This window comes from Pseudaestuariivita atlantica, assembly GCF_001205715.1.
Lineage (GTDB): Bacteria > Pseudomonadota > Alphaproteobacteria > Rhodobacterales > Rhodobacteraceae > Pseudaestuariivita > Pseudaestuariivita atlantica.
The window spans coordinates 266,478-281,585 of the sequence record NZ_AQQZ01000004.1 but is presented as its reverse complement, the minus strand read 5'-3'; the positions used below and the strand labels follow the sequence as shown (position 1 = coordinate 281,585).

Here is a 15,108-nt window from a genome sequence, read left to right as displayed (position 1 = left end):
AAAGCACGTCACAAACAGGGAGAGATGACATGCATTCAATCAGCCGTCGCGGCCTTCTGAAAACCGGCGCAGCCGCCGGTGTTCTGGCCGCCACAGGTATGCCCGTCCGCGCTGCACAGCGCGGCGGCACGTTCAAACTGGGTCTTGCGGGCGCCAACACGTCCGACAGCTGGGACGGGCGCACGCACTCGGACAGCTACATGATCGTGACTGCGCATGGCTGCGTGTTCGACTGCCTGACCGAGGTGAACGCCAATGGCGAACTGGTCGGCGAACTGGCCGAAAGCTGGGAAGCCAGCGCCGACGCCAAGACCTGGACGTTCAAGCTGCGCCAGGGCGTGACCTTCCACAACGGCAAGCCGTTCGGCGCGGATGACGTGATCGAATCGCTGCAGATGCACACCGCCGAAGGTGCAAAATCGGCGGCCAAGCCGATCGTGTCGGCGATCACCGAGATGAAGAAGCTGGGTGAACACGAGGTCCAGTTCACGCTGGCCGCGGGCAACGCCGACTTCCCGTTCCTGATGTCGGACTATCACATCCTGATGTACCCGGCAGGCATGATCGAGGAAGCCATCGCCAAGGGCATCGGCACCGGGCTTTACAAGGTCGACAGCTTCGATCCCGGCGTGCGCACGCTGATGAGCCGCGTCGACAGCCACTACAAGGATGGCAAGGCCGGCTGGTTCGACTCGGTCGAGGTGATCGCGATCAACGACTCGTCCGCACGGATGAACGCGCTGATGACCGGCCAGATCGACGCCGCCAACCGCGTCGACTTCAAGCTGGAAAACCTGCTGAAAGCCAACCCGAACATCAACATCTTCGAGGTGACGGGCAACCAGCACTACACCTTCCCGATGCTGACCAACCTGTCGCCCTTCGACAACTTGAAGGTCCGCCAGGCGCTGAAATTCGCGATCAACCGCGAAGAGATGGTCGAGAAGGTGCTGCTGGGTCACGGCGCAGTGGGCAACGACCACCCGATCGGTCCGGCGAACCAGTACTACGCGGCCGACCTGCCGCAGAACGACTATGACCCGGACAAGGCGGCGGCCCTGATCAAGGAAGCCGGTCTGGACGGTCTGCAAGTCGACCTGTCGTCATCGGATGCGGCCTTCTCGGGCGCGGTCGACGCGGCGCAGCTGTACCAGGCCTCGGCCAAGGCAGCGGGCATCGACATCAACGTCGTGCAGGAGCCGGCGGACGGCTACTGGTCGAACGTGTGGCTGAAGAAGCCGTGGGTTGCCTGCTACTGGTCGGGTCGCGCGACCGAGGACTGGATGTTCTCGACCGCGTACGAGACCGGCGTGCCGTGGAACGACACGAAGTGGGAGAACGCCCGCTTCCAGGAGCTGCTGCTGCTCGCCCGTGCCGAACTGGACCAGGCAAAGCGCCGCGACATGTACACCGAGATGCAGGCGCTGATTTCGTCCGAAGGCGGCACCGTCGTTCCGATGTACGCCAACTACGTCGACGCGCATTCGACCAAGATCACGAATGGCGGTGCGACCATCGGCAACCTGTGGCAGCTCGACTCGAGCCGCATCATCGAACGCTGGTGGATGGCGTAAGCCTTAGACCCGGTTCTGAATTCGAAACGCCCCGCGAAAGATCGCGGGGCGTTTTTCATTTCAGGTTTTGCGCCGCGCGTGGCGCGTCGCGGAAAGCGGGGGTTTCACCCGCCGTCCATTGGGCTCGGACCAATGGCGCCCAACAAACGGCCCCCCAAGGTATTTCCAAACCGAAGAAGGACCTAAAGCACGTAGCGGCTGAGATCGGTGCTTTTGGTCAACTCGCCCAGGTTGGCCTCGACGAAGGCGGCGTCGACCGTGATCGCGTCGCCGGTGCGGTCGGGGGCGGTGAAGCTGAGTTCCTCGAACACGCGTTCCATCACGGTGTAGAGGCGGCGGGCGCCGATGTTTTCGACCGAGCCGTTCACCTCGGCCGCGATGCGGGCGAGCGACGCGATGCCGTCATCGGTGAAGGTGACGGTGACTTCCTCGGTGCCCATCAGCGCCACGTATTGCTTGGTCAGTGCGTTGTCGGTCTCGGTCAGGATGCGGACGAAATCGGTTTCGGTCAGGTCGCGCAGGGTGACGCGGATCGGCAGGCGGCCCTGCAGTTCGGGCAAAAGGTCCGACGGTTTGGCGATGTGGAACGCGCCCGACGCGATGAACAGGATGTGGTCGGTCTTCACCGGCCCGTGCTTGGTGCTGACGGTGGTGCCTTCGATCAGGGGCAGGAGGTCGCGCTGCACGCCTTCGCGGCTGACATCGCCGCCACGCGCATCGGAACGGGCCGCGACCTTGTCGATCTCGTCGAGGAAGACGATGCCGTTCTGTTCGACCGCCTCCAGCGCGGCGGTTTTCACGGTGTCGTCGTCAAGCAGCTTGTCGGCCTCGTCCGAGATCAGGACCTCGTAGCTTTCGGCGACGGTCATGCGCTTGCGCACGGTGCGTCCGCCGAAGGCCTTTCCGAACATCTCGCCCAGGTTCATCATGCCCGCGCCGGGCTGTCCGGGGATTTCGAATTGTTCCATCGGGTTCGACGTGTCGGCGATTTCGAGGTCGATCTCGGTATCGTCCAGCTCACCCGCCTTGAGCTTCTTGCGAAACATCTCGCGCGTGCCCTCGCGCGCGTCCTCGCCCGCGATGGCGTCGATCACGCGTTCCTCGGCAGCGGCGTGGGCGCGTGCCTTCACGTCCTCGCGCATGTAATCGCGGGTCTGGGCGATGGCGGCATCGACAAGGTCACGCACGATCTGTTCGACATCGCGCCCGACGTAGCCGACCTCGGTGAACTTGGTGGCCTCGACCTTGATGAAAGGCGCGCGGGCCAGTTTGGCGAGGCGGCGAGAGATCTCTGTCTTGCCGACGCCCGTGGGGCCGATCATCAGGATGTTCTTGGGATAGACCTCGTCCCGCAGGTCATCGGCCAGTTGCTTGCGGCGCCAACGGTTGCGCAGCGCAACCGCCACCGCGCGCTTGGCATCCGACTGCCCGATGATGAACCGGTCGAGTTCGTGCACGATTTCGCGGGGGGTCAGGTCGGTCATGGCTCTCTTTCACGTGGTCTGGCCCGTCACATAAGGGGCGGGGCACAAAACGCAAGGTGATGACAGGGGATCACATCGGCGTGGGGACGCTAGGCAAGCGGGGCCGCATCGCGCAAGTTGGCGATGTTTCGCGTTTGACTTGGAGGACCACAGATGGATCGTCGCGCATTTCTGATCACGTCCCTTGCGGGCATTACCGCCGCCTCGACCGGGATCGCGGGTGGCCATGGCCGCATCGGCACGTTCGAGGGAGCCTCGAACCACGTGACCACGGGCCGTGCAGAGCTGGCCAAGGAGAACGGCAAGTTCATCGTGCATCTGCTGGACGATTTCACCTTTGACGGGGCACCCGATCCCAAGGTCGCGCTGGGCAAGGACGGGTATGACAAGTCGACGCTGATGGGCCTGCTGAAGAAGAACCGCGGCGCGTCGTCCTACGAGGTGCCCGAGGGCATCAACGGCGAAGATTACAACGAGGTCTGGATTTGGTGCGAGCGGTTCAACGTGCCGCTGGGTGTCGCCAAGTTGAACTAGGCCGCGGTGGACGGTGGCAGCCGGTCAAGCGGCAGGACCCCCGCGAACGCCCTCAGCAGGACAGCGCGGATGCGTTCCCAGAACGCGCCCAGCACCAGAAGCACGATTCCGAGCGTCAGGATCACCGCCGCGCCACCTTCGCCGCCGAACACGGTGAAAGCGAGCGTCACGCAATAACCGACCGCCGCGATCAGGAACGAGCGGCGGTCGATGATGATCGCCACCAGCGCGAACACAGCCAGCACCAGCGCCAGCAGCATGTTCATGCCTTCACCACTCAGCAGCGTCAGCGCCAGAGTGTTCACAAGGGCGGGTGCGGCGATGATGTGTAACCAGAACCCGTTCGCTGCGCGGCGGGTCACGCGGTGCGGGTCGGACATGTCGAACGCCATGGCGATGGCGAAGAACACCACGCCCAGGCCCAGCGTGATCCAGGCGAAACCGCCATCGGCGGACAGCAGGAAGATTTCTTCGATCCGGGCGGGAGTGCCGTTGCGCGCGGCGACCCACATCAGGGCGACACCGAAGGCTCCCAGCGCGATCAAGGCCATGGCAAAGGGCACGCGAAACCGCGCCCACCACGCCAGCACCGCCAGCGTCGTCACGGCAAGCGGCAGGGGAAGGCTGTTGAGGTTTTCCTGCGCCACCATGAAGGGTTCGGACAGCCACGCGGTCAGCCCGATCCCGGCATTGATCGCCCAGAAGATCGACAGGGTGATGGCCGGGGCGACCATGCGGCGGCGGCGGATGAAGTATTCCGACAGCGCCCACAGGATCACCGCACCAAGGGCTGCGAACAGGATCGCGCGGCTGAACACGTTCTGCTGTCCCAGTTCGGTCGAAAGCCCGGCGACGGCCAGGTAGCCCGCGCCAAGGATGACGAGGCCCACCACGATGAAGATCTCGTTGAACCCCTTGAACAGCTCGAACGGTTCGTCACCGGCGTTCAGGTTTTCGCGCGCGCCCTTGCGGCTGTCGGCCAGCGCGGCAAGGCGGGCGGCCTGTGCTTCGGTCACGACCCCGGCCGAGACGGCGGCACGCAGATCGTCGCGGTCGATCATGCCGGGATCGTTTCGACCGTGAGGTTGCCGTTGGTGTAGACGCAGATGTCAGCGGCGATGGCCATGGCCTTGCGCGCGATGGCTTCGGCGTCGAGGTCGGCCTCCATCAACCCGCGCGCTGCGGCGAGGGCATAGTTGCCGCCCGATCCGATGGCGGTGACGTCGTGTTCGGGTTCCAGCACGTCACCGGCGCCGGTGATGACCAGCAGCGTGTCTCCATCAGTGACAATCAGCATCGCTTCGAGCTTTTGCAGGTACTTGTCGGTGCGCCAGTCCTTGGCCAGTTCGACCGAGGCGCGGGCCAGTTGGCCGGGATGCCCCTCCAGCTTAGCTTCGAGCCGTTCCAGTAGGGTGAAAGCGTCCGCCGTCGACCCCGCGAACCCCGCCACGACCTCGTGCCCGCCGGGGGACAGGCGGCGGACCTTGCGCGCGGTGCCCTTGATGACCGTCTGGCCAAGGGAGACCTGTCCGTCGCCCGCGATGACGACCTGCCCGCCCTTCTTGACGCCGATGATGGTGGTGCCGTGCCAGCCGGGGAACGTGTCTTGCCTCATGGGTGTCGTCCTTTTCAACGGTTCCGTTGTATATGGACAGGGACGAGAGGGTGACAACCCCGAGGGAGAGCAGCGCATGAGCAGTCCAGGATACGACGCCGTGGCCGAGGTCTGGCCGGACCTGCGCCAGCAGGCCGGGCTGCCGGAGGAGGGGTGGAATTTTCATCCCGTGTCGCGGCGCGAGGATGCGCGGGTCGACCGCGCGGTCGGACGGTACGAGGGGCCGGGTGGCGGGGTGATCGTGAAGCGGCAGTCACGGCCGGTCGATCCAGACGGGTTCGTGTCCCGGTTCGAGGCGCATGTCGCCGCATTCGAGGCGCTGGGCGGTACCGGGCCACACCGCGTGCCAGAAATCCTCGCCGTCGACCTGGAACGTCAGGCTCTCCTGATGACGGTTGCAGAGGGTCGGAGCCTGTTCGATGCGTTGACCGAGGCCTCCGAAGACGATCAGGCGCGCATCCTGACACGGGCGGGCGCGTGGCTGTCGGCCTTTCACGGGGCGCAACTGGACGAACGCCGCCAGTTCCAGCCGAAATACACGCTCAACTACCTGCGGCAGCTGATAGGCGAGGTGGTGGACGGATCGCGGGAGGTGGCCTCGCCCGGCAAGTTCCTGCGCTGGGCGGAATTGCTGATCGAGATGGGCGGGCGGTTCGAACACAAGTGGACGGCCTCTTGCGCTACCCATGGCGACTTGCACCAGCGCAACCTGATCCTGTCGGATGACGCCGTGACCGGCATCGATTTCGGCAACCGCACCATGGCGCCGGTCGGGCACGACATCGCGCGTTTGCTGGTCGATCACGCGATCACCACGGCGCAGGGTAAGCCGGATCGCGGCGAGGTTCTGACCGACCTTGCGCGCGATGCGTTTTTTGCGGGTTACACGCTGGTCGGCCCGGACGATCCGAGCGTCGGGCTGATGTTGCGGATGCGGCTTTTGGCGGAGTGGATCGCCCTGCCGCCGGAGGAAGAGGATCGCGGCCCGTCACAGGCGCAAAGGTTCAAGGCGTTGCGGCAATTGATCCCGCGGGTGATGAAGGGCTGAGCCCACGAAAAAGGGCGCCCGCAGGCGCCCCGTCTCATCCGGTTTCGCGCGGATTAAAGCGCGTCTTCGATCCAGCTTTGCAGCTGCGCCTTGGGTGCGGCGCCCGCGCGGTTCGACACGACCTGTCCGTCCTTGAAGATGAACAGCGCCGGGATGCCGCGCACGCCCAGCTGGGCGGCGGTGTTGGGGTTCGAATCGACGTCGACCTTGGCGATCTTCACGCGGCCTGCCATCTCGTCCGACAGCTCTTCCAGCGCGGGACCGATCTGCTTGCAGGGACCGCACCACGCGGCCCAGAAATCGACGACGACGGGAACGTCGGCGTTCTTCACTTCGGTGTCGAACGTGTCGTCCGTGACAGCTACGGTGCCCATGATGCCCTCCTTCAAGGCGCGAGTCGGAAACAGACCCGGAACCTAGGGAGCCGGTGCGGCTTGGTCAAGATGTGCCGCGCGTGACAGGGCATCCATCACCATATTGTGCGGAAGCATTTGGATTTCGCCCGTTGCCGTCCAGACCAGCGCGGTGTCGATCCGCCGGTCGGGGAAAATCTGTGCCAGCGCGGCGGCATAGGCGCCCATCTGCCGCAAAAGCCCGTCCGGCACCGCGTCGATGGTCGCGGGCACGGTGGCGTTCGATTTGAAATCCACGGCCAGAACGCGGGTGTCGTCGATCACCAGCCGGTCGATCACGCCGAGGATCGACGCGTCGAGTTCCGCCAGCGGCGCGGTAACCGGCACCTCGACCAGCGCGTCGGCGGCAAAGAGCGGTGCGAGGTCCGGCGCGTCGAGGCAGGCATCGACATGGCGCATCGCAGCGTCCAGCAGGGGGCGTTCGGCCTCTGCCAGCAGGTCGCGCGCCGCGTCGCGGTGGGTGTCACGTGGCAAGGCGGGCAGGTGTTCCAGCAGCCGGTGGACGATGCTGCCAAAGGCCATGGCCGCCTCCACGTCCTGCCCGTCCTCTCCCGGCAGGGCCTTCGCTCCGCCAAGGTCCGAGGGCGAGCGGGAGCCGGGGGCCGGCGCGGGCGGCGGTGCCACCTGGTGCGCCCATCCGGGCAGCGCGTCCTGTTGCGTGGCTGCTGGCGGTGGGATGTCGACGATGGCAGGCCACGGCGTGCCATCCAGCGCCAGTCCCGCGCCGCCTTCCCCGTCCGCAAAGGCGAATGGTTCGATGGTTGCGCCACGCTCTTCCATGCCGCGCCGGATGATGTCGTACCAGCCCTTGCCCTCTTTCCCAAGCTCGCCCGCGGCGCAGACGATCAGCCGCTGTTCCGCCCGCGTCATGGCGACGTAAAGAAGGCGGTCCCGTTCGGCATTCTGCCGGGCCTTGGCGTCGGCCAGGGCGGTTGCCACCGTTTCCGGCGTTTCCGCCGCGCGGGTCTTCCACAGCACGCGACCCGCATCTGTCACGACGTTGCCCTTGATCTCGTCCTTCTTGGGGGTCGTGTCGGGCAGGATCACCACCGGCGCTTCCAGCCCCTTCGCGCCATGCACCGACATCACCCGCACCTGGTCGGCGTTTTGCGAGATCTGGCGCTTGATCTTGTCGTCGTCGGTTTCCATCCACGCGAGGAACCCGGTGAGCGAGGGGATTTCCCCCTGCTCGTAGGCCAGCGCCTGCGCCAGAAGCGCGTTGATGCCGTCTTCAGCCTCCAGCCCCAGCCGCGACAGCAGCTTGCGCCGCCCGTCGTGGCGGGTCAGCGCCCGTTCGATCAGGTCGAAGGGCCGCTGGAAATCCGCCTGCCGCATCAGGTCGAGAAGCAGCGTGGTCTCCGCCTCCGCCGCCGGCGCGGTGCGCAGGGATTGCCACAGGAACGGGTCTTTCCGGTGATGCGCGAGGGTGTAGAGCCGCTGTTCGTCCCATCCAAACAGCGGGCTTTTGAGGACGGTCGCCAGCGCGAGGTCATCCTCGGGCGTCGCCAGCACGGTCAGCAGCGCGCGCAGGTCACGCACCGCCAGTTCGGCACTGACCTTCAGCCGGTCGGTGCCCGCCGTTGGCACGTTCGCGGCCTTCAGCGCGCGGATGATCTCGTCAAAGATCGGGCCGCGGCTCTGGACAAGGATCAGCACGTCGCCGGGCGTCATCGGGCGGGAGGACCACTGGCCGCGGTCCCGGTCGAACACGGCGATGGGCGTGCGCGTGTCGATCATCCGGCGCAGTTCCAGCGCGATGCGCCGGGCGAGGACGGCGGGCGCATCCTCGTGCCGCACCACGTCCACCGGGTCCTCGAAGGCTGGGTCATCGATCTTGTCGGGTTTCGGGACCAGCGGCCACATCTCCACCCGTCCGGGCATCGCGGCATGGAACGCCTTGTGCGATCCGCGTCCGGCAAACCCCGAGGCTTCGCGCCCCCGAAATGTCGCATCCACAAGGTCGAGGATCACGGGCGCGGATCGGAACGAGTATTCCAGCGTCGCGTCCTGTAGGGGCGTCGGCCCATGGGCGAGTTGCGCGCCGAACTGCTCCTGCATCCGGTCGAACGCGCCGGGATCGGCCCCCTGGAAGGAATAGATCGACTGCTTCTTGTCACCCACGACGAAGAGGGTGCGCGGGCGGTCCTCTGCCGTGCCCTGACCGCTGGTGATTTCCAGCGCCAGCCGGTCCACCACGTCCCATTGCCGGGGGGAGGTGTCCTGCGCCTCGTCGACAAGGATATGGTCGATCCCGCCATCCAGCCGGTACAGCACCCATTCGGCCACGTCGCGGTCGTTCAGCAGCGCGCGGGCACGGTCGATCAGGTCGTCGAAATCCAGCACCCCGCGCCGCAGCTTGGCCGCGTCATAGGCGGGCACGAACACCTCGGCGAACTGGTGGAGCGCGATGGTGCGGTCGGCGGCGTGCAACGCGATGCGGCGGGCCTTTCCGTCCTCGACCGCGCGCATCCAGTCGTTCAGGCGGTCGAGCAGGGCGGGGTCCATCGCGTCACGCGTCGACTTCATCGGCAACGTGCCGATCTTGGCCGCGCCGGGTGTCTTGCCGCCCTTGAACAGGAATACCGCTTCGAGCGTGGCAATCGCGCCTGCATCCAGTTGCGTGATCCGGCCTAGCGCGCGGGCGGCCTTCTGGTCGTTCGAGCCGCTGTTTCCAAAAACGCCGACCAGCGCGTGCAAAAGCGTCATGTCGCCGGGGCGCAGGGTGTCCTGCAGGATCGCGTCGGCGGTCTGGTTCGGCGGCACACCGAACCAGCCCCGGATCGTCGCCGGGTCGGCGGGCGGGATCAGGCCCGCGCGGTGGGCCAGAACCTCGGTACAGATATCGTCGAACCCGTCCTCGCTCAGCCCCCGCGCCACGTCCGTGACGCGCGGCGCGTCAGGGCCGGAGGCCAGCGCTTCGACCACCTCGACACGCAGCAGGGCGGCGGCGCGGTCCTCCATCTCGTGAAATTGCGGGCTGACCCCGGCTTCGAGAGGGAAGCGCCGCAGAAGCGTTGCGCAGAAGGAGTGGATTGTCTGGATCTTCAGCCCGCCCGGTGCCTCGATCGCCGTGGCAAACAGCCGACGTGCCTTGTTCAGGCGGTCGGTAGGGAAGGGGCCGTCCTCGCCCAGTTCGGCCAGGTCGCGGCGCAGCGCGTCGTCGGGGCGCATCGCCCAGCCGCCCAGTCGCGCGAACAGGCGGTTCTGCATCTCGGACGCGGCGGCCTTGGTGTAGGTCAGGCACAGGATCTTTTCCGGCCGCACGCCCTGCAAGAGCAGCCGCGCCACGCGGTCGGTCAGAACGCGGGTCTTGCCCGAACCGGCATTGGCCGACAGCCATGTCGACAGACCGGGATCCGCCGCCCTGACCTGCGCCTCGGTCGCGTCGTCGCGGCGGATCATGTCAGCACCTGCAGGGTTGCGGGCGTGGTGTGATCCCATTCGCCGAACCGGGCGAGGTGGTCGTAATCGCCTTCGAACCGCGTCTCGAACACGGCGCGGCGTGAGGTGAAGCCGTGGCCGGGATCAAGCACCTGTTCGAGGAAAGTCGCCAGCTTGGCCCAGACTTCCTCGACCGTTTCCTGCTTGTCGCCATCGCCCAGCGGTGCGTCGACCTCGGGCACGTCGGTGCCAAGGCCCAGGTAGGTCGCGCGGATCACGGTGGTGGCGGCCACCGCGTCGAACGCGCCGAAGGTCAGCATCGCCGCTTCGATCAGCAATTGCCGGTCGAAGGCGAGCTGCTTGGGCGGCGTCGGCGGTGCGCCGGTCTTGTAATCGTACAGGAATGCCTGGCCGTCTTCGGTCAGGTCGATCCGGTCGGCGCGGCCTTTCAACTCGACGCCCACTCCCTTGATCGTCGTCCGTGCCTTGGCTTCGAACGCGACGGGGTGGGCGAGCGCCTGCCGCCCGAGTTCCGCCGTGACAAAGGCGGGCGCGATCCGGTCCAGCCGCGCCTGCCACGCCGCGCGGGTCGAGGCCCATGGCGCGCCTTCGGCAAAGGCGACCTCTCCCGCCGCGCTGAGCGCCTCGGGGGTGATCACGCCGCCCTTCACGAACCGTTCAAGCGCGCGGTGCATCAGGATGCCCCGCAGGCGCGGGTCGGGGACGCGCACGACAGGGTTCAGTGGGCGCAGGCGCAGGATGTCGCGCGCATAGATGGCGTAAGGGTCGCGCCGCAATCGCGCGATGTCGGTCACGTTCAGGCTGCGCGGCCGGACGTCCCTTGGCGGTGCGGGTGACGGGCGCGGGGCGGGCGTGCCGGGATCGACCGCGTCCAGCATCTCGGCCTGCCGCAACCACGTCTCACCGCGCGCGCGGGCGGCCTTCCATGCCGCGTCGCCTCCCTGCGCGTCGAGCCCCGTCAGCAGGTTGCCCAGCCGGTTGATCCAGCGCGAGGGCACGGTTTCTGCATCGTCGGATTTCAGGGACCGGCTCAGCCACACTTCGGGCGCGGCAACCGCGATCTGGAAGTCATGGGCGGACAGGCCCACCTGCCGATCCGGCAGCAAAAGGCCCGCGCGGTTGCGCAGCACGCGGTTCAGCCACGGGTCGGGGCGCGGGGCCTGCGGCCATGTCCCGTCGTTCAGCCCGCCGAGGATCACAACCTCGGCCCCCTGCACCCGCGCTTCCAGAGTGCCCCAGATCAGCACGTGCGGGTGCGGCGCGTCCCGATCCCGAACCTCGCCCCGCGACAGAAGCGAGTGGACGAGGTTGGCAAAGTCGCGCGGTGCCATCGGGATGGTCGGGGCGTCGTCGGCGCCCGCCTCGGCCTCCAGATCATCAAGCATCTCGCGCGCCTGCCGGCCCGCCGCGCCTGCCCACAACTCGGCCGGGTCTCCATCCGGGCCAGCGGCGGCACGCTCCGCGCGTTCGATCAGGGTGCGGGTCTGCGCCTCTACCGGCCGCGTGTCGGCATCCGTGCCGAACAGCACGTCACAGGCCCATTCGCCCCATGCCGCTGCATCCTTGGACGCGGCAAACGCCCTGATCCGGGCGGGATCGGGATAGGCGACCTCCTTGTCGCGCAGGTGCAGTTCCAGGTCGCGGGTCAGCCGCTGGTGCGCGCCGCGGTCGCCGCCGGAATGGGTCAACGGGTGCTTCATCACCGTCAGCAGGGTTTCCACCGTGACAGGTTGCGTCGGCAAGGCTGCAAGGTGCCGCAACAGGCGACCGGGGGGCGACAGGTGAAGGGGCGTGCCTGCGCTGTCATCCGGCACGATGCCCCAGCGGTCCAGCGCCGCCGCGACCCGGCGGGTCAGCATCCGGTCGGGCGTGATCAGTGCCGCCGCGCGTCCGTCCTCTGCCGCCTGCCGCAGGCGCAGCGCGATGGCCTGCGCCTCCTCGCGCGGGGAGGACGCTTCGAGCAGCGTGACATTGTCAAGCGCGTTGCCAAGGTCACCCAGCGCCGGTCCGTCACGCCGCCACTGGTCGGTGACGGGCGCGGGGCGCAGGGCGAGGGAGACAAGCCGGTTGCGCAGCGGGTCGGACGGGGCCGCGTCGGTCCATGGTTGTGTATCGCCCGCGTTCAGGTCGAGCGCGCGCAGAAGGCGTGCATAGCGGAACTGCGGATGGTCTTCCCCGCTCAGCGGATCGTTCAGCCTGGCCCAGCCTTCGGGCGGCAGGTCGTGATCGAAACCGGGTAGGATGAGGCCGCAACCGGACAGCTGCGCCGCCGCCAGCATCAGCCGATGCGTCGTTCCACGCGACCCGGTCGACCCGGCGATGTAGACGGGTGTGACGGGCGGATGGTCCTGCCAGTGGGCCAGCCAGGCATCCGTGACCCGCACCTGCCGGGTCTCTGCATCCACGCCGGTGGCCGCCCCGAGGTAATGCGCGACGATCCCGAAGAAGCGCTGCGCGCGGGCCCAGTGCCCCGACTGGTCGGTCACGTCGAGCTTTGCGACGGTGTCGGCCGTGACGCCCTCCCCCTGCATTTCGTCCATCAGCGCGATCAGGCTGTCGGCAAGGTCGTACAGCGATGCGCGGGGGGCGAGGGTCGGGTCGGCCTCGATCAGCCGGGCGACCAGTTCGATGATGTCGAGCCTGCGCCGCAGGCCCGAGGTCGCGGGCGGGATCGGCGGATGGCCCGGCGGGAGGCTCATGGCCGTGACCACCTCGATCCTCGGCAGAAGGAGGGCAGGCCCGGCGGTGAAGAGCGTCGTGAGGCGACGCTCCATCCGGCGGGTGTTCACGATGACCCGCACGCGGGCAAGCTCGATCGGATCAGGATGCCTTTCGACCAACCCGCGCATCAGTTCGGCGGCGAAGTCGACGCCGGGAGGGAGGGTGAAGAGGGTCATGTCGCGCGCTCCAGCATCGCCTCGGCCAGCGCGATGCCGCCGGAATGGCCAACGTCGCACCATCCGCCGGGATGCACCGCGCCAAAGAGCCGCCCGCGCTGGGCGAGGTCGGTCCAGACGGCGTTGAGCGAGAATGCGCGCTCGGGCCGTGCGGCGACGCATGCGCCCTTGATGATCTGCGCCCCGGAATAGACGTATGGCCCGCCGCGATGCAGCCGCCCTTCGGCGTCGATCGTGAAGTCGCCCGTGCCACCATGGCCTTCCGCCCGGTCGGTTGGCACGCAGAGCAAAAGCGCATCCATGCGCGCCGGGTCCCACGCCGCGTTCAGCGTTTGAAGGGGAGAGGGGCCGGTCCAGACCGCATCGGTGTTAAGCGTGAAGACCGGCCCGTCCGCCATCAGCGGCAGCGCCTGTTTCAACCCGCCACCGGTGTCGAGGATGTCGGGCTCCTCCCGCGACAGGTCCAGCCCGTGCGTCGCGGCATACTCCGCGATCTGGTCGCCAAGGTAATGCGCGTTCACCACCTTGCGCGGCAGGTCGAGTCCCTTGGTCTGGTTCAGCGCATGGGTCAGAAGCGGCTGGCCTGCGACCTCGATCAGCGGCTTGGGCCGGGTGTCGGTCAGGGGCCGCATGCGGGTGCCGAACCCGGCGGCGAAGAACAGGATGGAGCGTGGCGCGGTCATGCGTGCACCGCCAGGTATCCGGGCGCGGCGCGGGCAAGGGCGCGGCGCAAATCGGTGCAGGCGGGGTGTGCAAGGCATGCCGCGAGGTGGTGTTCGACGCGGGGCACAAGGGGGGCGTATTTCGGTTTCCCGGCGCGTGTCAGCCGCGCGAAGATGCCAAGGATGCGCAGGTTGCGTTGGGCACCCTGCACCGCCACCCCGGCAACGACCGCGTCGTGGCTGTGCCCGGTGGCGTCGCAGAACGCCTCTGTCGCCGCCCTTGATGCTTCCGCCGACACGTCCCGCCGTGCATCCTGGAAGAGCGAGGCAAGATCATAGGTCGGATCGCCCGCCAGCGCGTCCTGGAAATCGAGCAGGCCGATCCGGGCATGGCCGTCACGTTCGGGCAGCCACAACAGGTTCTCGGCATGGAAATCGCGCAGGATCAGCACGGGGTCGGCAAGGGCGTGGGCGCGCAGGGTATCCTCCATCGCGCGTTCCATGTCGCTGATCCCGCCCCGGTTCATCGGGACGGCGTATTCGTGGAAGGGGCCCAGCATTTCGGCCATGCGAGGCGGGTCGTAGCGGTCCGCCCATTCTGGAACGGGTTCCAGATGCAGGGCCGCGAGCATCCGCGCCGTCGCGGCATAGATCATCGGCTCGTGGCCTTGGTCCTCTGCGCAGATGGCAGAGACCAGCCCGTCCCCCAGATCCTCCATCAGGATCAGGCCGGCCGGTTCGTCCCAGTCGAGGATCGCGGGGGCGCTGAACCCTGCACGTGCCAGATGCCGGGCCACGCGGACGAATGGTGCGGTGTCTTCGCCGGTCTCTGGCGGTGCGTCCATCAGCATGGCCTGTGCGCCATCTTGCGCGATCAGCCGAATGTACCGGCGGGCCGACGCGTCACCTGCAAGCGGGTGCCGCACGGCCGTGTCCCAACCCGAGCGGGCAAGGAAGGCGTCGATCAGTGGTGCGCGGGTCATGCCGGCCATGCGGGTACCCGGCTTGCCCAGCGTTCTGCCAGGCCGGACACGGCAACATCACGACCGCTCCCTTCGGCATCCACGGCAAAGGTCAGCGTCACGGCATCGGCCGGGCGCAGGTCACCCAGCCGTTCGGGCCATTCGATCAGGCACAGGGCCGTCTCCATCGCTTCTTCGAGGCCCAGTTCGATCACCTCTCCTGGCCCGCTGACGCGGTAAAGGTCGCAGTGCCAGATCTCGAAATCCGGGGTGTCGTAGGTCTGGACCAGCGTGAAGGTCGGGGAGGGGACGTCTTCGGGCTCTGCCAGCCGCGACTGGATCAGCGCGCGGGCAAAGGCCGTCTTGCCCGCGCCGATCCCGCCTTCCAGCAGCACCACGTCGCCCGCACGCAGGACCCGCGCCCAGGCTTGCGCGAACGCCTCGGTCGCGCGGTCGTCCGGCAGGTGGTACTCGGCAAGCGTGGAACGGGTCAGGTGCGCGGTCATGGTGGGCCGAA

At 67.5% G+C, this 15,108-nt stretch carries 12 protein-coding genes; 3 read left to right on the top strand and 9 right to left on the bottom strand.

Annotation, left to right across the window (positions count from 1 at the left end):
• The first annotated feature begins 29 nt into the window (after window positions 1–29).
• A complete protein-coding gene (locus tag ATO11_RS10730; protein ID WP_050530865.1) occupies window positions 30–1,574 on the top strand; it encodes an ABC transporter substrate-binding protein in 1,545 nt (514 codons plus the stop codon).
• A gap of 182 nt (window positions 1,575–1,756) precedes the next feature.
• On the opposite strand, the gene hslU is transcribed toward ATO11_RS10730, so the two are convergent.
• On the bottom strand, window positions 1,757–3,058 hold the full coding sequence (hslU, locus tag ATO11_RS10725; RefSeq protein WP_050530864.1) for an ATP-dependent protease ATPase subunit HslU: 1,302 nt from the start codon (window positions 3,056–3,058) through the stop codon (window positions 1,757–1,759).
• Between the two features lie 153 nt (window positions 3,059–3,211).
• On the opposite strand from hslU, the gene ATO11_RS10720 reads away from it, so the two are divergent.
• Window positions 3,212–3,592, top strand: a complete 381-nt coding sequence (locus tag ATO11_RS10720) for a DM13 domain-containing protein (protein ID WP_050530863.1) — start codon at window positions 3,212–3,214, stop codon at window positions 3,590–3,592.
• On the opposite strand, the gene ATO11_RS10715 is transcribed toward ATO11_RS10720, so the two are convergent.
• Both ATO11_RS10715 and hslV read right to left on the bottom strand, forming a co-directional pair.
• A complete protein-coding gene (locus ATO11_RS10715; protein WP_050530862.1) occupies window positions 3,589–4,653 on the bottom strand; it encodes a hypothetical protein in 1,065 nt (354 codons plus the stop codon). The two genes, ATO11_RS10720 and ATO11_RS10715, sit on opposite strands and share 4 nt — an antisense overlap.
• Window positions 4,650–5,207 (bottom strand): ATP-dependent protease subunit HslV, encoded by a 558-nt coding sequence (gene hslV, locus ATO11_RS10710; RefSeq protein ID WP_050530861.1) that lies wholly within the window; start codon window positions 5,205–5,207, stop codon window positions 4,650–4,652. Before hslV ends, ATO11_RS10715 begins: the two co-directional genes overlap by 4 nt.
• A 76-nt stretch (window positions 5,208–5,283) precedes the next feature.
• On the opposite strand from hslV, the gene ATO11_RS10705 reads away from it, so the two are divergent.
• Complete coding sequence (locus tag ATO11_RS10705) at window positions 5,284–6,255, top strand: aminoglycoside phosphotransferase family protein (RefSeq protein ID WP_165586959.1); 972 nt, start codon at window positions 5,284–5,286, stop codon at window positions 6,253–6,255.
• A 53-nt stretch (window positions 6,256–6,308) separates the two neighbouring features.
• Here the strand turns inward: ATO11_RS10705 and trxA are convergent, their stop codons facing one another.
• Genes trxA through tsaE form a run of 6 tightly spaced genes read right to left on the bottom strand, consistent with a single transcriptional unit; the run spans window position 6,309 to window position 15,097 of the window.
• Window positions 6,309–6,629, bottom strand: a complete 321-nt coding sequence (gene trxA, locus ATO11_RS10700; RefSeq protein WP_050531100.1) for a thioredoxin — start codon at window positions 6,627–6,629, stop codon at window positions 6,309–6,311.
• Window positions 6,630–6,671: 42 nt separating this feature from the next.
• On the bottom strand, window positions 6,672–10,070 hold the full coding sequence (gene addA / locus ATO11_RS10695) for a double-strand break repair helicase AddA (RefSeq protein WP_050530859.1): 3,399 nt from the start codon (window positions 10,068–10,070) through the stop codon (window positions 6,672–6,674).
• On the bottom strand, window positions 10,067–12,967 hold the full coding sequence (gene addB, locus ATO11_RS10690; RefSeq protein ID WP_050530858.1) for a double-strand break repair protein AddB: 2,901 nt from the start codon (window positions 12,965–12,967) through the stop codon (window positions 10,067–10,069). The genes addA and addB overlap by 4 nt, the downstream gene beginning before the upstream one ends.
• Window positions 12,964–13,650, bottom strand: coding sequence for a nucleotidyltransferase family protein (locus tag ATO11_RS10685; RefSeq protein ID WP_050530857.1), 687 nt, complete (start codon window positions 13,648–13,650; stop codon window positions 12,964–12,966). The genes addB and ATO11_RS10685 overlap by 4 nt, the downstream gene beginning before the upstream one ends.
• Complete coding sequence (locus ATO11_RS10680; protein ID WP_165586958.1) at window positions 13,647–14,612, bottom strand: aminoglycoside phosphotransferase family protein; 966 nt, start codon at window positions 14,610–14,612, stop codon at window positions 13,647–13,649. The genes ATO11_RS10685 and ATO11_RS10680 overlap by 4 nt, the downstream gene beginning before the upstream one ends.
• Window positions 14,609–15,097: a tRNA (adenosine(37)-N6)-threonylcarbamoyltransferase complex ATPase subunit type 1 TsaE gene (gene tsaE, locus ATO11_RS10675; RefSeq protein ID WP_050530855.1), complete on the bottom strand. Its 489-nt coding sequence runs from the start codon at window positions 15,095–15,097 to the stop codon at window positions 14,609–14,611. Before tsaE ends, ATO11_RS10680 begins: the two co-directional genes overlap by 4 nt.
• Between the last annotated feature and the right edge of the window lie 11 nt (window positions 15,098–15,108).